Origin of the sequence: Microcella frigidaquae, assembly GCF_014200395.1 — a bacterium.
In the GTDB taxonomy this organism is placed as follows: domain Bacteria; phylum Actinomycetota; class Actinomycetes; order Actinomycetales; family Microbacteriaceae; genus Microcella; species Microcella frigidaquae.
This window is the reverse complement of sequence record NZ_JACHBS010000001.1, coordinates 2052921-2075750: the sequence shown is the minus strand read 5'-3', so window position 1 is coordinate 2075750 and position 22830 is coordinate 2052921. Positions and strand designations below refer to the sequence as shown.

The window sequence follows — 22830 nt, the reverse complement described above, 5'->3', positions numbered from 1 at the left end:
CGGACGCCGGGGGCGGCGGGCACAAGGGGGAGTGGTCGATCGTGAGCCTGAGAGCACGACTGGTAGGGATTCTGGGCGCGTTGGTGATCGTCGCCGGCGGCATCGTCGCCGTGCCGTCGAGCCCCGCGACGGCTCTGTCGGGCGCCGACTTCAACCCGGGCCTCATCATCAGCGATGAGGTCTTCTTCAACGCGAACACGATGACGCGCGATCAGATCCAGGCGTTCCTGGACGCCAAGGGCGGCACCTGTCAGTCGGGCTACACCTGTCTGGCCGACTACACGCAGACGACGTTCACGCGCGCGGCCGACTCGACCTGCGCCAGCTACACGGGCGCGGCGAACGAGACCGCGGCCTCGATCATCTTCAAGGTCGCGAAGGCCTGCGGCATCAACCCCCAGGTGCTGCTGGTGACGCTCCAGAAGGAGATGTCCCTCATCACCCGCACGAGCCCGACGTCGTGGTCGTACAAGATCGCGATGGGCTACGGATGCCCCGACACCGCCCCCTGCGACGAGCGCTTCTACGGCTTCTACAACCAGGTGTACCTGGCGGGTCGTCAGCTGGTGCGCTACGGCGAGTTCCCCGACTACTACAACTGGTTCCCGATCGGGGTGGCGACGAATGTCCGCTACCACCCGAAGGAGGCCTGCGGCACCAAGCGGGTGACCATCCAGTCTCGGGCGACGGCGGCGCTGTACTACTACACGCCGTACACGCCGAACGCGGCAGCGCTCGCCAACCTCACCAGCACGGGCGACGCCTGCAGCTCGTACGGCAACCGCAACTTCTGGCGGTTCTTCAACGCCTGGTTCGGGTCGCCGGTGCTGCCGCAGACCCACATCAACTACGTCGTCGCCGTGTACGACGACGTTCTGGGCCGCCCCGCGAGCGCGCGCGAGTACCCGGGTTGGGTGCGGGCCATCCTCACGGGCATGCCCCGCCAGCAGGTCGCGAACGGCTTCGTCAACTCGACCGAGTACCGGCTGCGCAAGATCGATGAGGCGTACCGCACCGTGCTCGACCGCGAGCCCGACGCGGGCGGGCGGGCCAGCTGGCTCGAGGGTATCCGTCGCGGGCAGCTGACGCCCGACGATGTCTTCGAGATCTTCCTGTCGACCAAGGAGTTCTACCTCAAGGCCGGCGGCACGGACACCGCCTTCGTCGACGCGCTGTACCAGCGGGTCATCGGGCGACCAGCAAGCGTCAACGAGCAGGCGCACTGGGCGCGATACGTCGTGGAGAAGAGCCGCAAGTGGGTCGTCAATGCGATCTACAACTCGGTCGAGACCTCGCGCAACCGGGCCAACGAGACCTTCATCGACTACCTGGGTCGCGAGGCGACACCCGAGGAGCGGATCAGCTGGGGCTCGTTCATCCGCTCCCGCGGGCCGCTCGCTTTCCGCGCCGCGATCCTCGCCACGGACGAGTACTGGGAGTACGCGCAGACGCGGACGGCCGAGGATGCGACCACGAGCAGCGCGCCCGGCCCGGCGCCGACGCGCAGCCCGGCCCCGACACCGTCGCCGAGCCCGACTCCGGCACCGACCGCATCGCCGAGCCCGGTTCCGAGCGAGAGCGTCTCCCCCGCACCCACGGCGGGCACCACCGCCTAAGACGGGCGAGGGCCGTCGTCGCCGTTCACTCCGGGCGGCGTTCCGTCGGCGGCGTAGTCCCGTAGTTGCCCGCTCGGTCGGCGCTGCTCAGTCGGCGCTCGTCGCGCCCTCGTCGAGGGCGGCGAGATCGGCCGCGACCATCGCGGCGACCAGTTCCTCGAAGCCGACGGTGCGGCGCCAGCCGAGAGCGGCCTCGGTCGCCGAGGGGTCGCCGCGCTGCTCGGGCGCGTCGTTCGGCCGCATGAAGCGCGGGTCCTGCCGCACGAGCGGCTGCCAGTCGTCGATGCCGACCGCGGCGAAGGCGGCGGCCACGAAGTCGCGCACCGAGTGGCTGACACCCGTCGCGATGATGTAGTCGTCGGGAGCATCCGCCGCCAGGCGCAGCGCCTCGGCGTAGTCGGGGGCCCAGCCCCAGTCGCGGCGGGCATCGAGGTTGCCGAGCGTCAGCGTCTCCGCCCGCCCGGCCGCGATCTGCGCGACCCCGTGCGTGATCTTGCGGGTGACGAAGGCGAGCGGGCGGCGCGGCGACTCGTGGTTGTAGAGGATGCCGTTCGCGGCGGGCAGCCCCCCGGCCCGGTACATCTGCACGAGGTGGTGCCCGAGCGCCTTCGCCGCGCCGTAGGGCGTCACGGGCGCGATCGCCGTGCGGGCCGTCTGCGGCTGATCGACCGCGCGGCCGAAGACCTCGGCGCTCGAGGCGTTCACGACGCGGACCTCGTGCCCCGCATCCGTCAGCCGCTTCGCGGCGGCGAGGATCGCCGCCGTCGAGCCGCCGACCGTGACCGCGTAGGCCGCGGGATCGGCCCAGGACTCGGCGACCGAGGTCAGGCCGCCGAGATGGAAGACCGCATCGGGGCGCACCCGCTCGATCACCGTCGTGATCTCGTCGGGCCGGGTGAGATCGGCGACGTGCAGCTCCGGAGCGCCGCTGCGCGCCTCCTCGCCGACCGTGCGCACGGCCCCGTGGACCTCCCAGCCGTGGGCGGTCAGCGACTCGGCGAGGTAGCTGCCCGTCTGACCGGTGATGCCGGTGACGAGAGCCCGGCGCATCAGGCCGATTCGGCGTCGATGCGCGCGAGGTCGGCGTCGACCATCATGCGCACGAGCTCGGGGAAGGAGACGGTCGGCTTCCAGCCGAGCTTCTCGTGCGCCTTGCTGGCATCGCCGATGAGCAGGTCGACCTCGGCCGGGCGCATGAAGCGCGGGTCCTGCAGCACCTTCGGCCGCCAGTCGTCGATGCCGACGTGGCCGAACGCCACATCGAGGAACTCCTCGACCGAGTGCGTCTCGTTCGTCGAGACGACGTAGTCGTCGGCCTCATCCTGCTGCAGCATGCGCCACATCGCGTCGACGTAGTCGCCCGCGAAGCCCCAGTCGCGCTTGGCGTCGAGGTTGCCGAGCGTGATCGTCTCCTGACGGCCGCGGGCGATGTTCGCCACGGCCATGCTGATCTTGCGCGTGACGAACTCCGGTCCGCGCATCGGCGACTCGTGGTTGAAGAGGATGCCGCTCGACGCGTGCATGCCGTAGGACTCGCGGTAGTTGATGGTCATGTAGTGGCCGAAGACCTTGGCGACGCCGTAGGGCGAGCGCGGCCAGAGAAGGGTCGACTCCGACTGGGGCACGTGCTGCACCTTGCCGAACATCTCCGAGCTGGAGGCCTGGTAGAACCGCACCTTACCGATGTCGTCGCCGGCATAGAGGCGCACCGCCTCGAGCGCGTTGAGCACGCCCTTGCCGGTGACGTCGCTCGTGAGCATCGCGTTCTCCCACGAGTAGGCGACGAACGAGATGGCGCCCAGGTTGTAGAACTCGTCGGGCCGCGCCACGTCGAGGGCGCGCAGGATGCTCGAGATGTCGAGCAGGTCACCCGTGAGGATCGTGACGAACGGCAGCTCGCGCTCGAGGAACTCGATCTTCGGATTGTTCTGGCCGCGCACGAGGCCGTAGACCTCGTAGCCCTTGTCGTGGAGGAGCTTGCTGAGGTAGTAGCCGTCCTGACCCGTGACTCCGGTGATCAGTGCTCGTTTCATAGTGCAATCTTTCGTCGAGGTGAGGGGGTCGTGCGCCGACGTGCCGGCCGCCTGCGACTGCCGGCCCCGTCGGGGCAGATCGGCGTTCGTCCGGTCGACTCTACCGCGAGCGCACCCCGGCGGCCCTCCTCGACCGGCGCGCGACGGGATAATGGAGCGTCACCCCCGACAGGAAGGCCCCTTGTGCACGCTGCTCCGCCGATCGTGATCGACGCGACGGCGATCCCCGCGCAGGTGGGCGGTGTCGGCCGGTATCTCGAGCAGCTGATCCCCGCCCTGGACGCGGAGGGTGTCGCCCTGGTGATCGCCTGCCAGCGGCGCGACGCCGACTGGATCGCCGAGAGCGCCCCGCACGCGGTCATCCACACCGTGCCCGCGGCCGTCGAGCGCACGGCGCTGCGCCTGCTCTGGGAGCAGACGGGGCTCGTGCGGCTGGCGCGACGGCACCGAGCGGCGGTCATCCACGCGCCGCACTACACGATGCCCCTGCTCGCCGGGCGCCCCGTCGTGGTCACCCTGCACGATGCGACCTTCTTCTCCGACCCGCACCTGCACAGCCGGCTCAAGCGGGTGTTCTTCCGGGCGTGGACCCGCCTCTCGCTGCGGCGCGCGGCGGCCTGCATCGTGCCCAGCGCCGCCACCCGCGACGAGCTGGTGCGATTCGTCGGGCCCCGCGCGGCCGCCTGCCATGTCGCCCACCACGGGGTCGACGGCTCGGCGTTCCACCCGCCGACCGCGGACGAGGTCGAACGGGCACGCACCCTCGTCGGCGCTCCGCACTGGATCGCGTTCCTTGGCACCATCGAGCCGCGCAAGAACGTCCCGAACCTGATCCGCGCGGTGCTGGCCGCGCAGCCCGAGCTGCAGGGGCGGTATCCGGATGCGGCGCTCGTGCTCGCCGGCGCCCGCGGGTGGGACACCGAGGTCGACGGGCTCCTCGCCGAAGCGGGCGACCGGGTGCGCGTGCTCGGCTACGTCGACCGCGACGACCTGCCCGGCCTCCTCGGCGGCGCGCTGCTCGTCGCCTACCCCTCGCTCGGCGAGGGATTCGGCCTGCCGGTCGTCGAGGCGATGGCCTGCGGAGCCCCCGTGCTGACGACGCGGCGCCTCGCCCTCCCCGAGGTCGGCGGCGACGCAGTCGCGTACGCTGAGCCTTCGACGGAGGGGATCCGCGCGGCCCTGGTCGCCCTGCTCGACGACGAGGCCGCGCGGCACGAGCTGGGCCAGCGCGGAGTCGCGCGCGCGGCCCGCTTCACCTGGAGCGCCGCCGCGGCCGCGCACCGCGCGGTCTACGAGAGCGTGAGCAGGAGGGGAGGCAGTGATGGCCGCAGTTGAGTACGGCGACGGCATCGGCGTTGTCGTCGTCACCTACTCCCCCGGCGTCGAGCTCGACGCCTTCGTCGCCTCGCTCGACGCGGCGACGGCGACCCCCCTGCCCGTGGTGCTGAGCGACAACGGCTCGACCGACGGCGCGCCTCAACGGGTGGCCGCCGCCCGTCCGGGCACGCGGCTGATCGTGGACGAGACGAACCCCGGCTACGGGGCGGCCGTCAACGCCGGAGCGGCCGTGCTCGGACCGGAGATCGGGTGGGTGCTGGTCTGCAACAGCGACCTGACCGTACGGCCCGGGGCGATCGAGCGGCTGGCGGAGGTCATCCGCGCGGACGACAGCATCGGCGTGGTCGGCCCGCTGATCCGCAATGACGACGGCAGCGTCTACCCCTCGGCCCGGCGCCTGCCGTCGTTCCGCGACGGCATCGGCCATGCGGTTCTCGCCGACCGGTGGCCGGGCAATCCGTGGACGCGTCGCTACCGCCAGGAGGAGCTCGGGCTCGCCACCGAGCCGACCGCGACCGGCTGGGTCTCGGGGGCCTGCTTCCTGGTACGACGCAGCGCCTTCGACGCGATCGGCGGCTTCGACGAGGGCTTCTTCATGTACTTCGAAGACGTCGATCTGGGCAAGCGGATGCTCGAGGCCGGCTACAGCAGCGTCTACGTGCCCGATGCCGAGGTGGTGCACATCGGCGGAAGCTCGACGTCGCAGCACTCCGAGCGCATGCTGCGCGCGCACCACGAGAGCGCCTACCGCTACCTGGCGAAGAAGTATCCGCAGTGGTTCATGCGCCCCGCCCTGCTCGTCGCCCGCTGGGGCCTGCAGCTGCGCCTGCGCAGCGAGCTGCGGCGCACGGCCCGGTGACCGAGCCGCGGGCTGGCGCCCCCGATTGGAATCATGCCAGTCTGGGCATGACGCCCGCCCCGCACCAGGAAGCAGGTCGACGATGACTCCCAGCGCCCCGTCCACCCCCGCACCGGCCGCCGAGCCGCGGTACGGCGTGCTCGGCTGGATCGCCGCGTTCGCGCGGGCGCTGGTGGCGCTTCCGAGCTTCCGCCGTCACATGGCGCTGGTCGAGGCGTCGGTGAACCAGCAGCTGCGGGCCCTCGAGGGCCGGCTCGACGCGCTGGAGCAACAGGCCGGCACGGTCCGCGCGGGCGCTCCATCAAGGCAGCCGCGGGGCACGGAGGATCCTCTCTCGGTCGCGGTCTCGTTGCGCGAGCTCGGGCGCCGCGTGAGCGCGCTCGAGGGCGAGCAGACGCCCTCCGGGGGCTGACGCGATGAGCGCGCCCCGAGTCTCGATCGTCATCAACACGCTGAACCGGGCGGAGTCGCTGCCGACCACCCTGGAGTCGCTGCAATGGGTCGCGTACCCTGGCGAGTTCGAGGTCGTGGTCGTCAACGGCCCGTCGACCGACGGCACCGACGCGGTGCTCGCCGCGTGGGCCGACCGCGTGGTGGTCGAGCGCTGCCCCGTGGCGAACCTCGGGGTGTCGCGCAACCTCGGCATCGCGGCCGCGAGCGGGGAGGTCGTGGCGTTCATCGACGACGACGCCGTTCCCGAGCCGGAGTGGCTGCGCGAGCTGATCGCCGCCTTCGACGACCCGGCGGTCGGAGCGGCGGGCGGCTTTGTGATCGACCACACCGGGGTGGGCTACCAGAGCACGTTCGCGCTCTTCAACCGGCTGGCGGACCCAGTGGCGTCGCCCAACGCGGCCAGCCCGGAACGGGTCTTCCCGTACAGCCTCACCTTCCCGCACCTGATCGGCACGAACATGGCCTTCCGCCGCGCGGCGCTCGAGGAAGTCGGCGGTTTCGACGAGCAGTACGAGTACTACCTCGACGACACCGATCTGGTCGTCCGGATCATGGACCGGGGCTACGACGTGCGGCAGGTCGCCGGCGCGCACCTGCACCATCGGTTCGCCCCGAGCACGATCCGCGACCACCGCCGCGTGGCACGCAACCGCTACCCGGTGCTCAAGAACCACGCCTACTTCGCGCTCCGGCACGCCCGGCCGTTCTTCGACGAGAGCGAGCTCGTCGACCAGCAGTGGGCCTTCGCGCAGATGCACGAGGGCGAGATGGTGCAGGCGGTCGCGGACGGCCTGGTCGACAGCGGTGATCTCGACCGCTTCCTGCAGCACCGCGATCGCGCGGTCGAGACGGGGATCCAGGCCGCTCGCGAGGCCAGCCGGAACGGGCATCGCGGGCAGCTGCCGCGCGGACTGAGCGGCGCCGGGTTCCGGCGGTTCCCCACGCTCGTCAACGACGACGTCGTGCGCCGGGTTCTGGTGGCGGGGCCGTCGCGGGTGACGGCCACCCTCGAGCGAGGCCGCTCGCTCGCCGCCGAGGGCCAGATCGTGCACCTCATCGTGCCGACGCACAACGACGACCACATCGACTTCGACCGCGGGGTGTGGGTCAGCGCCGTGGACGTGCGCTCGACCCCCTGGCGCGCCGCGCGCACACGGGGAGCCCGTCGTCTCGCCGAGCGGTTCGCCGGCCTCGTCGGCTGAGCGCCGAGTCGGCCGGGTCAGCGCACGCAGGCGGCGGCGCTCGCGCTGAGCGCCTCGACCTCCCAGACACCGACCGTGAAGTCGACCTTCTGCCATCCAGCGCCCGGGGGCTGGCTCAGCAGCGACATCGATCCGCTGACCGTCTCGCGCAGGCGGATGCTCACGCCCTCGTCATCGATGCGCTCGCCGAGCACGGGGCCGCCGTTCTGGAGCTCGTAGACCAGGATCCGCCCGGTCAACGAGCAGGCCAGAGAACTGTCGATGGCCGCACGATCAACGACCTCATCGCGGCCGAAGTTGTCGCGACCGGTCACGCGCAGCACCTCATAGCCGTAGGAGATCTGCATGGGGCGGGCGAAAGCCATCCACGTGTTCGGGAAGAAGAAGCCGGGCACGGTCGCGGTCGACGTCGCGGCCCAGACCACCGGCACCTGCTCCTGCTCGACGGCCTCGTTCAGGTCGACCTGCAGATCGTAGGCGCCGCGCATGTAGCTATCGGCAAGCATGAGCCGCAGGTTCTGCTGCTGCGGCAGCACCACGATCGCCATGACGACCGCGCCGATCGCCAGCAGGGCGGGGGCGGTGAGCATGCCCGCGGGCACCCGTGCCCGCACCCGCTCGGAGGCGGCCGCGCGGCGGCGGGTCAGCTCGAGACCGATGCCGAGCAGGAGGAACAGCGCCGGGAGGATCTCGCTCACCGCGTAGCGGTCCCAGTACAGGAAGAAGGAGTGGTCGGAGAGGAGTCCGAGCCGCACGGTCTGCAGGGCGTAGAACAGCGCGATCGTGGCGCCGAGCATGAGCACGACAGCCGCCCGCGGGGCGTCGTCGCGGGCGCGGGAGCCGAGCACGATCGCGGCGATCCCCACGACCATCAGCACGACCCCGAGGCGCAGCGTGATGTTCCACAGGGCGGTGCCGCCGACGGCTGTCGCCAGCACGCCCGCCGCGAGCACCGCGGCGACGATGATGCCCAGGATGCCCGGCACCCGGGTCGGGCGGCTCTCGACCACTGGGCGGCGGGCGATCACGACGGCGGCGGCGATCGCGGCACCGCACACGATGATGAGCACGGCGGCCGTGGTCACCGTGGGATCGAAGAGCCCGAGACGGCCGCCGACGAGCGACATGACGGCGTCGGGAAGCAGGTTGGTCAGCTGGGTCTCGACGTAGTAGCGGCGGATCTCCGTGATGCCGTACCAGAAGCCGAGCACCGCCGCGACGATGTTGCCGGCAACGAGCATCCACACGGAGCGCCGCAGGGCGCGGAAGTCGGGCACGACGATGGTGCACACGGCGAGGATGACCAACGGCACGAGCAGCAGCGGGCCGGTGCCGCGCAACAGGCCCAGCGCGGTCATCGCGAGAACGTTGAGCAGCACGGGCCCGAGCGGGCGCTCGGACCGCATGGCCGTGTAGGCCGTCACCACCCAGATCACGAAGAGCGGCGCGTTGAGGGTCTCGCTGCTGGGGAAGCTCGAGTACCAGATGGCGTGCACGTGCACCGCGACGAGCCCGGAGACCGCGAGAACGAGCCAGCGGTTCACCTCCATGCGGTGCAGGGTGCGCGCGATCGCGATGGCGAGCACCAGGCCTGAGACCGAGAGCGACGAGGCGACGTGCTCGAAGCCGAACACCGCGCTGTTGAGGCCCAGGTAGGCGGGCAGGAGCGGCGGCCACGACGACGACAGCTCGCCGGTGCGGGCGAACTGGTTTGCCCAGTTGATGTAGGCGCCCATGTCGCCCAGCCAGGGTAGGAAGTTCACGGAGTCGACGCGCGGGATCAGCGTCACCACCGCCACGATGGCGGCCCCGGCCCAGAACCAGCGGTCGCGAGCGGAGAGCACCGGGCGCGCGGGAACCTCGCGCCGCCGCACGGCGAGGACGATCAGCACCACCCAGCCCGCGGCGAAGAGCGCCAGCGGCACCGCGCCCCACCACGCGTAGACCGTCGGCATGAGCATGAGGACGAGGTACCCGTAGATGGAGGCGTCGGCGGCGAGCGCCGCCCAGCCCTCGCCGCGCTCGCGCGCGAGCAGCGCGATCGGCAGCCCCAGCACGAGGCAGACGAGGAGCGCGAGAGCGATGATGCCGAGGATCGTCATGCGCGCGAGGCTTCCGCACCGGTGACCAGGGCGGCGATCAGGTCGGCCTGCGCCAGCGACCGCGCCTTGACGGCAGGGAGGTGGGTGCGCAGGCGATCGCGCACCTCGTCACCCGCGGCGACGAGCGCCTCGAACCGCTCGCGGAGGAAGTCCGGCTCGAGCTTGTCGTGGCCGAAGGCCCACTCGTCCAGCTGGAACATCTCCAGCACCTCCTGGTACTTGTGGCTCCAGCCGATCACGAGCGTGGGCACCGCCATCGCGAGCGACGAGACCATGGCGTGGAACCGGCTGGCGACGAAGTAGTCGCACCGCCCGATGAGGTACCGCAGGGTCTGCGACGACAGCTCCCGGTCGATGAACAGCACGCCCTCGGGGTGGGCCAGCCGCTCGTGGATGCGGGAGCACAGGGGGAGGTCGTTGTTGTGGGTCTTCTCGGTGCCGGTGCGCACGCTGTGCGGGAAGAGCACCACCCGGCGGCCGGATGCCACGAGTTCGTCGATGAATGCGGCGACGTCGCCGATGTAGTCGGCGCCGCGCGCCTCGACCTTCTTCTGCAGGACGACGCTCGGCGAGACGCCCACCACCTGCTCCGGTCCCTCGAAGAAGCCGAGGTCGAAGGCCGCAGCGGCGGCCGCCTGCTCGGTGCCGTCGAGCTCGAGCGAGAAGGCGTAGTCGGCTCCGGCGTACAGGTTCGTGAGGCCCAGGGCCTCGGCGAACTCGTGGGTGATGCGGCCGCGCGTGACCAGGGTGTGCACTCGGGGCAGGAAGCGCTTGGCCGACCAGCGGTTGATGGGGTTCTGGAAGGGCCCCACCGCCTGCGCGCACTTGAAGACCGGCACCCGCAGCATCATCGCCGGCAGGATCGAGGCGACGTTGTAGAGGAGGAACTTCTCGCGGCCGTCGGTGAAGGTGATGCCGCCCTGGTCGAGCAGCACCTGCGACGAGGCGAGCGCTCCGATCGCGCGCGACCGCGCCCGGAGCAGCGGACGCAGCGGCGGCAGGATGCGGTAGAGCAGCGCGAGGGTGTTGATCGTGACGCCGAGCTGGCGGGGACGGGCGTCGATGATGTCGAGAGCGGCGTACTCGTTCTGGGCGCGGTCCTCGGCCGGGTACATGCTGAACAGAGTGAAGCGCACGCCCGGGATGCGCTCGCTGAGCGTCGCGATCGAGCTCTCGAGCATCGCCGACGCGCCCTTGTTGCCCGACAGTGCCGAGCCGATGATCGCGATGCGGGGAGCGGGGACGGTGGTGGTCATGCGGTGGTGTCCTTACGGGGCAGGATGCGGAGCAGGGCGTACATCAGGGCGAGGAGAGCATCGGCGATCGTGCTGAGCAGCCGCGCGAGGAGCGAGATGAGCACGGCATCGGCGGCGGAGTAGCCCGCGGCCACGAGACAGGCGAAGAGCACGGCCTCGCGCACACCGAGCCCGCTCGGCACGAAGAAGACCAGGATACCGAGGGCCCCGGCGAGCGCGTAGGCCGCGCCGATCAGCAGCCAGTCGTCGGCGGGGACGCTCGTGATCGAGGCGGCGACGAGCACGATGCCGACGCCGTTGATCACGCGCGGCGCGACGAAGCCGGCGAGCAGAGCGAGGGTTCGGCGGGTCGGCAGGAAGTACTCGACGGGGAGCGCCTGCTTGGTCAGTCGCCGGGTCGCGAGATCGAGCACGCGTCGGAAGACGCGGCGGTCGAGCACGGCGATGAGCGGTACGAGCGCGATGCCGACAACGATGGCGGTGGCGATGTTGCCCGCCAGCACCCCGACCCCGACCGAGATCGCGATGATGACGACGCTCGGCACGATCGACACGATCTGCAGGAAGACGTTCTCGTAGATGAAGCTGATCAGGATCACCATGCGGCTGATGCCGCGGCGCCCTCCCCACACGACCTTGTTGACGAGCGACCCGACCTGCCCGGGGATGTACTTGAGCAGCCAGGATGCGCTGTGCACCTCGATGGCCTCGCGCGGGGTGATGCGGGCATCCGGGGCGAGGACGGCGACGATCGCGCCCCACAGCAGCCCGGAGACGGGGACCGCCGCGGCGAAGACCACGACCGCGACGACCATGAGTCCGTTGGGCCGCAGGTCGGCCGCCTGCACCTGCTCCCAGTTCTGGGCGAGGGCGAGGGCGAAGAGCCAGCCCACCGCGATGAGCACGACCGTGGTGAGGCCGTACCGCAGGATCGTGCGGGTGCGCGGCCGACGGCCCGAGCTCATCGCAGCACGTTGTACGAGCGGAAGGTGTCGAGCTCCTTCTTCTGCGAGTAGGGCACCATGCCCTCCGGGTGCGCGTGCCCGACGGCGATCAGCATGACGACGCGGTCGGAGATGTCGAGGCCGAGGGTCTTCTGCATCTTCGCCTCGAGAGGCTCGAAGTCGGGCCAGTTGATGACGCTGGACGACAGGCCGAGCGTCTCGAGGGCGAAGATGAACGACATCGCGGCGAGCGAGGAGTCGACGTAGATCGCGTGCCGGTCGCGGGGGCTGAAGTACGACTCGAGCTTGCCGACGACCACCACCACGGCGGGAACGTTGTGCGCGAATCCGGCGGCGCCGAAGGGCAGGCCGACGACGGTCTGCACGGCCTCGGGCTCGTCATAGATGCGGAACTCGTAGGGCAGCCGGTTGCAGGCGGTGGGGGCCTGCCGAGCGACGGTGAGCGCCTTGTCGATGAGCTCGCGGTCGACGGGGCGCTGCTCGAACCAGCGCACCGAGCGGCGCTGCATGGCGAGCTGGTGCAGCTCGTCGTAGCTGATGGTCGAGAGCTGCCTCTTCACGTAGGGCACCTTGCCCGAGGGCTCGGTGGGCTTCGGGAGGGCCTCGAACCGCGCCCGCGCGGCATCGACGACCGGGTGGCTCCCGGTGCTGACGCGGAAGTACTCGGTGATGACGTCGTGCGCCCACTCCATCTCCGCGGTCTCCATCGGCGCGGCGTCACCGGTGTACTGGGCGACGGCGGCGGCGTAGAACTCGACGGTCTCGCCGATGTAGTCGCGCGCGAAGACATCGCGGCGTGGCCGCATGATGATGCCCTTCTCGAGGCGGTGCACGTTGCGGCGCAGCTCGACGTGCGTCAGGCGCGCGCGGCCCTTGTTGCGGTAGTAGTTGCGGCGACCCCGCAGCACGGCGGCCTGCTCGCGGTTGAAGGTCAGGAAGCCGATCGTGAAGAACAGGTGGGTGAGGATCCGGCTCGACCCGAAGGTCTCCAGGAACACCCGGTTGACGACCTCGTAGGTGCGGCGGATCCAGGTGATCGCCAGCAGCTTCTTGGCGATGCGCTTGAGTCTCTTGAGCACGATCTCTCCGTCACGAGAAGGACTGCGCGTCGCGAATCGGCATCCGGACGCGGGACGCGCCGACGCGGCACAGCCTCCCCCACTATACGCGGCCCGCTGCCCCGGACGGCGGTGGGCGGTAGCCTGAGCAATCGTCCGCCCGCGAGGGACCAGGACCCCGAGAACAGGAGGGCCGATGGCCGCGACCGCGACACCGTCGGCACCCGGCGCGCTCCCCCGACGGGTCGCCGCCCTCCTCACCGCGCTCGCTCTCGTCGCTGGTGCCCTGATCATGGGCTCCCCCGCGCCGGCGCAGGCCGCCCGGCACCCCGCCTGCGCGATCGTTCCCGACGCGATCTACTCGAGCTGGGTGAACCCGCTCGCCTCTCCCGACGGGCCGTACTGGTGGGTCGGCTCGGTGGCCCGCGACGGCACGAACGCCGTGAGCCGCGTGGACTGCCGCTCAGGGGAGGTTCGCCGAGTCCCGCTCGGCGGGCCGGAGAGCCCGGATGACCACAATGCGACCGCGATCGCGGTCGATCCCGACCAGCCGACGCTCCTGGCCGTGTACTCGACCCACGGCCTGCTCACCCACACCCGGTTCCGCTGGGTGGACCGCGAGACGCTCGAAGCCTCGGAGGAGCAACGCATCGAGTTCGGGGCGCGCGTCACGTACGCGCAACTCCTGCGCACCGACGATGCCCTGCTGCTCATCGTGCGGGCGGGTCGCGACTGGACGTACGTCGTCACCACCGACTGGGGAACGACCTGGAGCGAGCCGCGGCTTCTCACCGATGGAACGGATCATCCGGGCATGTACCTGCTCGCACGGCCGGGCTACGGCGACGAGGGCCACCTGGTCTCGCTCGCCTACTACGCGCACCCTGCCACCCTCATCCCGCGGAACGTGGGTACGGCGACCCTCGACCTGACCACCGGTGAGATCACCCGCGTCGACGGCACCGTGATCGGATCCCTCGATGAGCCCGGGGGCCCTGCCCTGCTGCCGGAGGAGTTCGACGCCACCGTCGTCCCGATAGGAAGCACCCGCGTGCGGCTGCACGACATCGCCCGGGTGAACGGAGCGCCGGCCGTCGTCTATGCGGCCTGGCAGGGCACCGCGACGGCGACCTACCGCTACAAGGTCTGGAACGGTGCGCGCTGGACCTCCGGCACCTGGGGTCAGCTCACGGGCCGCCCTTTCGGCTACCGGTATGCCGCCCGCTACGTCGGCGGGGCGGCCTTCATCGACGGCGGCATCATCACGGCTCGGCAGACCCCCACCACCTCGACCTCGGGCTCGTGGACGATCAGCTACCTGCGCTGCCGCTGGGGGGCGGGATGCACGACCACAAACAGCTTCACGACGTCGCGCACCGCCGGGCGCATGGTGCGGCCGTACGTCGTCTACAGCGAGACCGAGCGGTTGGTCATGCTGCTGGCGGTCAGCCGCTATGCGTGGTTCACCGACTACAAGGCGAACATCCTCGTCCGGACCCGTCCGGCCGGCTGAGCACGCCGCCCTCGAGCGCCGACTAACTGCGCGGCAGCGTCAGCAGCCGCTGGAGGTACGTGCCGTAGCCGCTCTTGGCCAGGGGCTCGGCGAGAGCCGCCAGTTGGGCGTCGTCGATCCAGCCGGCGCGCCAGGCGATCTCCTCGATGCAGCCGATCTTGAAGCCCTGGCGGTCCTCGATCACACGGACGTACTCCGAGGCCTGCATCATCGACTCGACGGTGCCCGTGTCGAGCCAGGCAGTGCCGCGATCGAGCACCTGCACCTGCAGGCGACCCTCCCGCAGGTAGTGCTCGTTGATGCTCGAGATCTCCAGCTCGCCGCGCGCGCTGGGCGTGATGCCGTGCGCGACTGCGACCACGCCCGCGTCGTAGAAGTAGAGGCCGGGCACCGCGTACGAGCTCCGCGGGTTCGCGGGCTTCTCCTCGATGGCGATAGCACGGCCGGTGCCGTCGAACTCGACCACCCCGTAGTCGCTCGGGTTCGCGACCTGGTAGGCGAAGATGAGCCCGCCGTCGATCTCGCGGTACTGGCGCAGCGCGGTGCCGAGCCCCGCGCCATGGAAGATGTTGTCGCCGAGCACCAGGGCGACGCTGTCGTCACCGATGAAGTGCTCCCCGATCAGGAAAGCCTGGGCGAGGCCGTCGGGGGAGGGCTGCACAGCGTACGAGAGCTCGATGCCGAGCTCTCCGCCATCGCCCAGCAGCTGCTCGAACTGCGCGCGGTACTCCGGCGTCGTGATGATCAGGATCTCGCGGATGCCGGCCATCATGAGCGTCGAGAGCGGGTAGTAGATCATCGGCTTGTCGAACACCGGCATCAGCTGCTTCGAGATGCCCTTGGTGATCGGCCACAGCCGCGTGCCGGTGCCACCGGCCAGGATGATGCCCTTCATCGCGCCCTCCATGCGGCGTCGAGCGACGCCGTCAGCTCGGTCGATGCCGACCAGGTCGGCAGGAGTCCCCGGTCGACCGCCTCGGCGAGCGTCGGCGCCGCGGCGTCCTTCGGCGCGAGAATCAGCTGGTCGGGGGCGAACGGCAGCTCGAGCCCGATCGCCGGGTCGAGGGGGTGCACGCTGTGCTCCCGCTCGGGCGCGAAGACCTGGTTGACCAGGTAGGTCACGACAGTGTCATCCTCGAGCGCGACGAAGCAGTGCCCCAGGCCCTCGGCGAGATAGACCGCGGTGCGCTCGCGCCCATCGATCGGCACCGCATCCCACCGCCCGAACGTCGGCGAGCCGACCCGCAGGTCGACGACGAAGTCGATGATCGAGCCGTGGGGCACCGTGACGTACTTCGCCTGGCTGGGCGGCACGTCGGCGTAGTGGATGCCGCGAACGACGCCGCGGCGCGAGACCGAGGTGTTGCCCTGCCGCAGGTCGAGGGGGTGGCCGACCGCCTCGGCGAGCGCCTCGAAGCGGTAGTGCTCGAGGAAGACGCCCCGCTCGTCGGCGAACTGCCGAGGCGTGACCGCGAAGGCACCCGGCACCGAGAGCTCGCGGATTCGCACGCCCGCCAGCCTAGCAACGGCCCCTCACTAGGCTGGAGGCCATGCGACTGCTCGTCACCGGCGGCGCCGGGTTCATCGGCTCGAACTTCGTGCACCACGTGCTCGGCGCGGGCGCCCACCACGTGACGGTCATCGACAAGCTCACGTACGCCGGCAACCGCGCATCGCTGGCGGGCCTGCCGGATGACCGGCTCACCTTCGTGCAGGGCGACATCGTCGACGCCCCGCTGGTCGACCGGCTCGTCGGGGAGGCAGACGTGGTCGTGCACTACGCCGCCGAGAGCCACAACGACAATTCGCTCGCCGACCCGCGGCCGTTCATCGACACCAACCTCACGGGCACCTACACGCTGCTGGAGGCGGCGCGGAAGCACGGCACCCGCTTCCACCACATCTCCACCGACGAGGTCTACGGCGATCTCGAGCTCGACGACCCGGCGCGCTTCACCGAGACCACGCCCTACAACCCGTCGAGCCCCTACTCGTCGACGAAGGCCGGCAGCGACATGCTCGTGCGCGCCTGGGTGCGCTCGTTCGGCGTGCGGGCGACAATCTCGAACTGCTCGAACAACTACGGGCCCTACCAGCACGTCGAGAAGTTCATCCCGCGCCAGATCACGAACGTGCTGCGCGGCGAGCGCCCCAAGCTCTACGGCACGGGCGAGAACGTGCGCGACTGGATCCACGCCGACGACCACTCGGCCGCCGTGCTCGCGATCATCGAGCGCGGACGCATCGGCGAGACCTACCTGATCGGCGCCGACGGCGAGCGCAGCAACCGCGAGGTTCTCGGCATGATCCTCACCGCAATGGGGCACGACGAAGACGACTTCGACGAGGTCGCCGACCGGCCGGGTCATGACATGCGCTACGCGATCGACTCGTCGAAGCTGCGCGCCGAGCTCGGCTGGGTGCCCCGCTACGGCGATTTCGCGGCCGGCCTGGCGGCGACGATCGACTGGTACCGCGACAACGAGCCCTGGTGGGCGCCGCAGAAGGACGCCACCGAGGCGCGCTACCGCGCGCAGGAGTCGGCGCGCCCGTGACGCGGATCCTGCTGACCGGTGCCGACGGGATGCTCGCGCACGATCTGCGCGCCCGCTTCGCCGGCCGTCCCGTCACCGCGCTGGGCCGGGCTTCCCTCGACATCACCGACACGGAGGCGTGCCGGGCGGCGGTGCGCGGGCACGACGTGGTGCTCAACACGGCGGCCTGGACCGCCGTCGACGCGGCGGAGGACGAGCCGGAAGCGGCGGGGCGCGTCAACGCGCTCGGTGCCGAGAACCTCGCCCGGGCGTGCGCCGACACGGGGGCCGTGCTCGTGCAGTACTCGACGGACTACGTCTTCGGCGATACCCCGCCGACCGGTGCCGGAACGCCCTGGCCCGAGGAGGCGCCGCTGCGGCCGATCTCGGTCTACGGGCGCACGAAGGCGGAGGGCGAGCGCCGGGCGCGCGCCGCGCATCCGGACGGGGTCATCGTCATGCGCACGGCGTGGCTGTACGGCGCGCACGGCAGGAGCTTCGTCACAGCGATCCGCGATCGGGCCGCCCTCGGAGAGCCGTTCACGGTGGTCGACGACCAGTGGGGCCAGCCGACGTGGACGCGCGAGGTGGCCGACGGCACGGCGGCGATCCTCGATCGGGGTGTCCGCAGCGGCATCGTGCATGCCACGGCGAGCGGCAGCACCACCTGGTTCGGGTTCGCGCGGACCATCCTGGCGACGGCCGGCCTCGACCCCGAGCTGGTGCGGCCGGCGGCGACCGTACCGGGCGAACGGCCCGCCCCGCGCCCGCGCTGGTCGGTTCTCGGGCATGATGGATGGGCGCGACTGGGTCTCGCGCCCCTGCGCGACTGGCAGTCGGCCTTCGCCGATGCCGCGGCCGAGATCGGCTGGGCCAGCGCGCCGCCGTCACCGACCGACGGACCCTGACCTCACCCTGACGCCTGGAGAGCCCCACCATGACTCTGCCCCCCGCGCTCGTCGCCTTCGATCTCGACGACACGCTCGCCCCCTCGAAGTCGCCGATCCCGCCGAGCATGCTCGAGCAGCTCGTCGCTCTGCTCGAGCGCCGCCCGGTGTGCATCATCTCGGGCGGCCAGTACGGGCAGTTCCGCGCGCAGATCCTCGACCGCCTGCCGGAATCCAGCGTGCCGCTGCTCGACCGCCTGCACCTGATGCCCACCTGCGGCACCCAGTACTGGCGCTACGAGGATGGCGACTGGGTGCAGCGCTACGCCGAGAACCTCACCGAGGAGGAGCGCCTCGAGGCCCTCGCGGTCGTCGAGGAGGAGGCGAAGCGCCTCGGGCTGTGGGAGGCGGAGACCTGGGGGCCGATCCTCGAGGATCGCGGCTCGCAGATCACCTTCTCGGCGCTCGGCCAGGAGGCTCCGGTCGACGCCAAGAAGGCGTGGGACCCGGACGGCGCGAAGAAGGAGCGCCTGCGGGCCGCGGTCGCCGAGCGGCTGCCCCAGCTCGAAGTGCGCTCGGGCGGATCGACCTCGGTCGACATCACCCGCCGTGGCATCGACAAGGCCTACGGCATGCGCAAGCTCGCGGAGCTGACCGGCATCGCGCCGGCCGACATGCTGTTCATCGGAGACCGCCTGGACGAGGGCGGCAACGACTTCCCGGTCATCACCGTGGGCGTCCGGACGCACGCGGTCAGCGACTGGGAGGAGACGGTCGACGTCGTCGCCGAGCTCGTTCCGACCCTCGCCGGGTAGCCTGGCCGTCAGCCCATGACGACTCTCCGCGTGATCCTCGACCAGCTGGCCGCTCCGGTTCCGGGCGGCATCGGCCGCTACACCCGCGAGCTCACGCGGGCCCTGATCGCGACGCAGCCACGCGGCTGCACGGTCTCGGGCTGGGTGCCGTCATCGCCGGAGACCGCCTACCGGGCGATCGAGGAGGCACTGCCGGGTCTCGCGAGCCTCGAGAAGAGCGCGCTCGACCGGCGTCAGATCGCGGCGGCGTGGCAGCACGGCTTCACCCGTCTCGGCGCCGGGTCGACGACGCACGCTCCGAGCCTGCTCGCTCCCCTGTTTCGTCACGATCGCATCAACAACCCGGGCGACCAGATCGTGGTGACGATCCACGACGCCGTGCCGTGGACCCACCCGGAGACCCTGACCCCGCGCGGCGTCGCCTGGCACCGCGCCATGGCGAAGCGCGCCGAGCGCTACGCCGACGCCGTCGTCGTGCCGACCCACGCCGTCGCCGAGGAGCTCGCGGAGGTTCTCGCGCTCGGCGATCGGGTGCGCATCATCGCGGGCGCGGTCGCGAGCGATCTCGCGGTGCCGACGGATGCCGCCGAGCGGCGCGCCGCCCTCGACCTGCCCGAGCGCTACGTCGCGGCCGTCGGCACGGTCGAGCCGCGCAAGGGCCTCGAGCCCCTCGTGCGGGCGCTCGCCCGTCTCGACCGCCCGGAACTGCCGCTCGTGCACGTCGGCCCGCAGGGCTGGGGAGACCTCGACCTTGCCGCGGTGGCGCGGGAGGCCGGCCTCGCCCCCGAGCGCGTCCGCCCCCTGGGCTTCCTCGACGATTCCGATGTCGCTGCCGTCATGCAGGGGGCGAGCGTCTTCGTCATGCCCAGCCAGGCGGAGGGCTTCGGCCTGCCGATGCTCGAGGCCATGAGCCTGGGCACCCCGACGATCCACACCGATGTTCCGGCGCTCGTCGAGGTCGCCGGCGGTGCGGGTCACCTGGTCGAGCGCGAGCCGGCCGCCACCCTTCCCGAGCGTCTCGCCGAGGCGATCGCAGCGGTCGTCGACGACGACTCGCACGCCGAGACGCTGCGGATCGCTGGGCGCGATCGCGCGCGGGCCTTCAGCTGGCTCGACTCGGCCGAGAAGACCTGGCAGCTGCACGCCGACCTCTAGCGTCGAACCAGCACAGCGCTTCGACGCCGGCTGATCACGGCTCCGGCGTCTCGGTCGGCGTCGGCAGCGGGGCGACGGCCTCGGCGACCAGGGCCCGGATGAGCTGCCAGTCGGGCACGACATTGTCGATGACCGGCGGCACCAGCTCGAGCCGCCGGATCTCGTGCTGGCGGGACTGCACGGCCAGGTCGCTGAGCACCCCGACCATGCCCTGCGGCACGTCGGTGCGCACGAGCTCGCTCGAGGCCTGGGCGATCGCCTGGAACCGCGTGAGCACGGTCGCCGGGTCGAGCTGGCGCAGCATGGCCTCCTGGAGGTCCCGCTGGTGCTGCATCCGGTCGAAATCGGTCAGGTTGTAGCGGCTGCGGGCGTACCAGAGCGCCGTCTCGCCGTCCATGCGCTGCTCGCCCGCCGGGATCACGCCGTAGACCGTGCCGCCGTTGATGCCTCGCGAGACGGGCTCGTCGACGGTGACCACGACGCCGCCGAGCGCGTCGATGAGGGAGGTGAACCCGGCCATGTCGATCAGCACGGTGTACTGCACCGGGAGCCCGGTGACGCCCTCGATCGCGTCCTTCATGGCCTCCAGCGGGGGCGTGCTGCCGGCAGCGGCCGCGTCGGGGTACAGTTCGGGATGCTCCTCGACCCAGGGATACAGGTAGGCGAGCAGGCAGTCGTCGCCGCAGTCGAAGCCGTTCGGCCAGACCTCCCACAGCGGCGAACCCTCGGAGAACGGCGCGCTGTACAGGTTGCGCGGGATCCCGATCATCGTAACGGCCCCCGACTGCGCGTCGACGCTCAGCAGGGTCATGCTGTCGGGGCGCAGGCCGATGCGGTCATCGCCCGCGTCGCCGCCGAGCAGCAGGATCGTGTACCGACCGTCGATCGGCTCGACGTACCCGCCGTCGGCGAAGACCGAGCCCAGGGCATCCCGCCCCGCACCGGTCAGCACCGCGGCGTACCCGGCGGTTCCGGTCGTCAGCAGCAGCGAGAGCACCGCGAAGGCGGCGATCGGGAGGCGGGCCCGCGGCGGGGTGCGCACGAGCCGCACGAGCCGCATCGTGTCGATCGTCGCGGCGAACCACAGCACCGCGTAGAAGACGAGGGCGAGCTGCGCGACCCAGAGCACGAGGGCGGTGGAGGCGATCGTCAGGGCCGCAGGGCGCCACAGCACGACGAGCAGGAGGGCGAGCGCCGCGACAGCCCACAGCACGAACGTCGAGCCGACCGCGAACCGGCCCCAGCGGCGGTCGCCGGCGAGCAGCTGGGCGCTGCCCGGGATCAGAAGGTTGAGGCCGAGCAGCCACCACGCCCGGCGGCGCATCACCTGGGGGTCGCGCGTGTTGGGGTGTCGGAGGGGAGCGGTGTGGCTCACGGGGCGACGCTCACGAGGAGGGCAGCGAGGCCTTCAGGGCCGCGTTCTTCCGGGCCACCTGCTGCTCGAGGTCGGCCGCGAAGGCCGCGAGCCGGGCAGCGATGGGCGCATCCGACGACCCGATGATGCGCGCCGCGAGGATCCCCGCATTGCGGGCACCCCCGATCGAGACGGTCGCGACGGGGATGCCCGCGGGCATCTGCACGATGCTCAGCAGCGAGTCCATGCCGTCGAGGTAGGCGAGCGGCACCGGCACGCCGATGACCGGCAGCGTCGTCACGCTCGCGATCATGCCGGGCAGGTGCGCGGCGCCGCCGGCCCCGGCGATGATGGCCCGGATGCCCCGGCCGGCCGCCGCCCGCCCGTAGGCGATCATCGCGTCCGGCGTGCGGTGGGCGCTGAGCACCTCGACCTCGTAGGCGATGCCGAACTCGTCGAGCGCCGTGGCGGCGTTCTGCATCACCGACCAGTCGCTGTCCGAGCCCATGACGACGGCGACGAGGGGTGTGCTCATGCCCTCCAGGGTAGGGCTCAGGCGTCGAAGTGGCTGGCCGCGGCGCGCGCGCGGTACACCACGTCGTCGAGCTCGGCACCGATCACCGTGACGTGCCCGGCCTTGCGGCCCGGGCGCTGACCCTTGCCGTAGGCGTGCACCTTCGCCTCCGGCTGGTGGGCCAGGGCGGCGGCGATACGGTCGTCGGGCAGCCCGCCGAACACGTTGATCATGACCCCCCAGGGAGCGCGGGGCGTCGTGTCGCCGAGCGGCCAGTCGAGCACCGCCCGGAGGTGCTGCTCGAACTGGCTCGTGGTGGATCCCTCGATCGTGACGTGGCCGCTGTTGTGCGGGCGCATCGCCAGCTCGTTGACGAGCACGCGGCCGTCGGCGGCCTGGAACAGCTCCACGGCGAGCACGCCCGTCACGCCGAGCCCGTGGGCGATGGTGGTCGCGATCTCCGCCGCCGCGCGCTCCTGCGCGTCGGTGAGCTGCGGGGCGGGGGCGATCACCTCGGCGCACACGCCGCCGCGCTGCACGGTCTCGACGAGCGGCCACAGGCGGGCATCCCCGCTCGGGCGGCGCGCGATCAGCTGGGCGAGCTCGCGGTCGAAGCGGACGAGCTCCTCGGCCAGGAGCGGACCATCGGCGAGCCAGTCCGCCACCTGCGCCGGGTCGTCGACGACGCGCACGCCCTTGCCGTCGTAGCCGCCGCGCGGCGTCTTCACCACGGCGCGTCCCGCGTGATCGGTCAGGAACTGCCCCAGCTCGTCGGCCGAGGAGACGCGCGCCCAGTCGGGCTGCGCGACGCCGAGTTGCGACAGGCGCTCGCGCATCTGGAGCTTGTCCTGGGCGTAGAGCAGGGCATCCGGCCCCGGGTGCACGGCGGCGCCCGCGGCGACCAGCGCGCGGAGGACCTCCTGCGGCACGTGCTCGTGGTCGAACGTGATGACGTCGCAGCCCTCGGCGAAGGCGAGCACGGCGGCCGTGTCGCGGTAGTCGCCGACCGCCGAGGCGGCGAGGCGGGCCGAGGAGTCGGCGGCCTCGGCGAGCACGCGGATCTCCAGACCGAGGGCGGTCGCCGGGGGGATCATCATCCGCGCCAGCTGGCCCCCACCGATGACGCCGACGACGGCCATGGATGCTCCTCACTAGACTGCGGACGACTCCCGTCTA

At 71.3% G+C, this 22830-nt stretch carries 21 protein-coding genes; 10 read left to right on the top strand and 11 right to left on the bottom strand.

What is annotated here, in order from left to right; translation table 11 throughout:
- Window positions 1-41: 41 nt before the first annotated feature.
- Entirely contained in the window at window positions 42-1616 is a 1575-nt protein-coding gene (locus tag BJ959_RS10230) for a DUF4214 domain-containing protein (RefSeq protein WP_153981448.1), read from the top strand.
- An 87-nt stretch (window positions 1617-1703) separates the two neighbouring features.
- Here the strand turns inward: BJ959_RS10230 and BJ959_RS10225 are convergent, their stop codons facing one another.
- Both BJ959_RS10225 and BJ959_RS10220 read right to left on the bottom strand, forming a co-directional pair.
- Window positions 1704-2666, bottom strand: a complete 963-nt coding sequence (locus BJ959_RS10225; protein ID WP_153981449.1) for a GDP-mannose 4,6-dehydratase — start codon at window positions 2664-2666, stop codon at window positions 1704-1706.
- Window positions 2666-3649 carry a GDP-mannose 4,6-dehydratase gene (locus tag BJ959_RS10220; protein ID WP_153981450.1) on the bottom strand — a complete coding sequence of 328 codons (984 nt, stop codon included), beginning with the start codon at window positions 3647-3649 and terminating at the stop codon, window positions 2666-2668. The genes BJ959_RS10225 and BJ959_RS10220 overlap by 1 nt, the downstream gene beginning before the upstream one ends.
- A 183-nt stretch (window positions 3650-3832) precedes the next feature.
- On the opposite strand from BJ959_RS10220, the gene BJ959_RS10215 reads away from it, so the two are divergent.
- From BJ959_RS10215 to BJ959_RS10200, 4 genes are all read left to right on the top strand, one after another.
- Window positions 3833-4984 (top strand): glycosyltransferase family 4 protein, encoded by a 1152-nt coding sequence (locus tag BJ959_RS10215; protein WP_341799920.1) that lies wholly within the window; start codon window positions 3833-3835, stop codon window positions 4982-4984.
- Window positions 4971-5846, top strand: coding sequence for a glycosyltransferase family 2 protein (locus BJ959_RS10210; protein WP_153981451.1), 876 nt, complete (start codon window positions 4971-4973; stop codon window positions 5844-5846). Before BJ959_RS10215 ends, BJ959_RS10210 begins: the two co-directional genes overlap by 14 nt.
- 82 nt (window positions 5847-5928) lie before the next feature.
- Entirely contained in the window at window positions 5929-6258 is a 330-nt protein-coding gene (locus tag BJ959_RS10205; protein WP_153981452.1) for a hypothetical protein, read from the top strand.
- 4 nt (window positions 6259-6262) lie between these two features.
- Window positions 6263-7501 (top strand): glycosyltransferase family 2 protein, encoded by a 1239-nt coding sequence (locus BJ959_RS10200; RefSeq protein ID WP_153981453.1) that lies wholly within the window; start codon window positions 6263-6265, stop codon window positions 7499-7501.
- Window positions 7502-7518: 17 nt separating this feature from the next.
- Here the strand turns inward: BJ959_RS10200 and BJ959_RS10195 are convergent, their stop codons facing one another.
- The 4 genes from BJ959_RS10195 to BJ959_RS10180 are packed head-to-tail and all read right to left on the bottom strand — an operon-like array spanning window position 7519 to window position 12903.
- Entirely contained in the window at window positions 7519-9603 is a 2085-nt protein-coding gene (locus tag BJ959_RS10195; protein WP_153981454.1) for a hypothetical protein, read from the bottom strand.
- The gene (locus BJ959_RS10190; protein ID WP_153981455.1) at window positions 9600-10859 is read right to left on the bottom strand and encodes a polysaccharide pyruvyl transferase family protein; all 1260 of its coding nucleotides are present in this window, start codon (window positions 10857-10859) and stop codon (window positions 9600-9602) included. Before BJ959_RS10190 ends, BJ959_RS10195 begins: the two co-directional genes overlap by 4 nt.
- Entirely contained in the window at window positions 10856-11824 is a 969-nt protein-coding gene (locus BJ959_RS10185; protein WP_153981456.1) for a lysylphosphatidylglycerol synthase domain-containing protein, read from the bottom strand. The genes BJ959_RS10190 and BJ959_RS10185 overlap by 4 nt, the downstream gene beginning before the upstream one ends.
- A complete protein-coding gene (locus BJ959_RS10180; RefSeq protein ID WP_153981457.1) occupies window positions 11821-12903 on the bottom strand; it encodes a nitroreductase family protein in 1083 nt (360 codons plus the stop codon). The genes BJ959_RS10185 and BJ959_RS10180 overlap by 4 nt, the downstream gene beginning before the upstream one ends.
- 175 nt (window positions 12904-13078) lie before the next feature.
- Between BJ959_RS10180 and BJ959_RS10175 the strand changes: the two genes are divergently transcribed.
- A complete protein-coding gene (locus BJ959_RS10175) occupies window positions 13079-14395 on the top strand; it encodes a BNR-4 repeat-containing protein (RefSeq protein ID WP_153981458.1) in 1317 nt (438 codons plus the stop codon).
- 22 nt (window positions 14396-14417) lie between these two features.
- Here BJ959_RS10175 and rfbA read toward each other — a convergent pair whose 3' ends face one another.
- Together rfbA and BJ959_RS10165 are read right to left on the bottom strand one after the other, a co-directional pair.
- On the bottom strand, window positions 14418-15290 hold the full coding sequence (rfbA, locus tag BJ959_RS10170; RefSeq protein WP_153981459.1) for a glucose-1-phosphate thymidylyltransferase RfbA: 873 nt from the start codon (window positions 15288-15290) through the stop codon (window positions 14418-14420).
- Window positions 15287-15904 (bottom strand): dTDP-4-dehydrorhamnose 3,5-epimerase family protein, encoded by a 618-nt coding sequence (locus BJ959_RS10165; RefSeq protein WP_153981460.1) that lies wholly within the window; start codon window positions 15902-15904, stop codon window positions 15287-15289. Before BJ959_RS10165 ends, rfbA begins: the two co-directional genes overlap by 4 nt.
- 41 nt (window positions 15905-15945) lie before the next feature.
- Here BJ959_RS10165 and rfbB point away from each other — a divergent pair, with 41 nt between their 5' ends.
- The 4 genes from rfbB to BJ959_RS10145 are packed head-to-tail and all read left to right on the top strand — an operon-like array spanning window position 15946 to window position 19786.
- Window positions 15946-16950 (top strand): dTDP-glucose 4,6-dehydratase, encoded by a 1005-nt coding sequence (gene rfbB, locus BJ959_RS10160; RefSeq protein WP_153981461.1) that lies wholly within the window; start codon window positions 15946-15948, stop codon window positions 16948-16950.
- Window positions 16947-17837, top strand: coding sequence for a dTDP-4-dehydrorhamnose reductase (rfbD, locus tag BJ959_RS10155; protein WP_153981462.1), 891 nt, complete (start codon window positions 16947-16949; stop codon window positions 17835-17837). Before rfbB ends, rfbD begins: the two co-directional genes overlap by 4 nt.
- A 29-nt stretch (window positions 17838-17866) precedes the next feature.
- Window positions 17867-18631, top strand: coding sequence for an HAD-IIB family hydrolase (locus BJ959_RS10150; protein ID WP_153981463.1), 765 nt, complete (start codon window positions 17867-17869; stop codon window positions 18629-18631).
- Between the two features lie 15 nt (window positions 18632-18646).
- Complete coding sequence (locus tag BJ959_RS10145) at window positions 18647-19786, top strand: glycosyltransferase family 4 protein (protein WP_153981464.1); 1140 nt, start codon at window positions 18647-18649, stop codon at window positions 19784-19786.
- A gap of 34 nt (window positions 19787-19820) precedes the next feature.
- Here the strand turns inward: BJ959_RS10145 and BJ959_RS10140 are convergent, their stop codons facing one another.
- The 3 genes from BJ959_RS10140 to BJ959_RS10130 are packed head-to-tail and all read right to left on the bottom strand — an operon-like array spanning window position 19821 to window position 22793.
- Window positions 19821-21161 (bottom strand): LCP family glycopolymer transferase, encoded by a 1341-nt coding sequence (locus tag BJ959_RS10140; protein ID WP_153981465.1) that lies wholly within the window; start codon window positions 21159-21161, stop codon window positions 19821-19823.
- 10 nt (window positions 21162-21171) lie between these two features.
- A complete protein-coding gene (gene purE / locus BJ959_RS10135) occupies window positions 21172-21675 on the bottom strand; it encodes a 5-(carboxyamino)imidazole ribonucleotide mutase (RefSeq protein ID WP_153981466.1) in 504 nt (167 codons plus the stop codon).
- A gap of 17 nt (window positions 21676-21692) precedes the next feature.
- Window positions 21693-22793, bottom strand: a complete 1101-nt coding sequence (locus tag BJ959_RS10130) for a 5-(carboxyamino)imidazole ribonucleotide synthase (protein WP_153981467.1) — start codon at window positions 22791-22793, stop codon at window positions 21693-21695.
- Window positions 22794-22830: the final 37 nt, after the last annotated feature.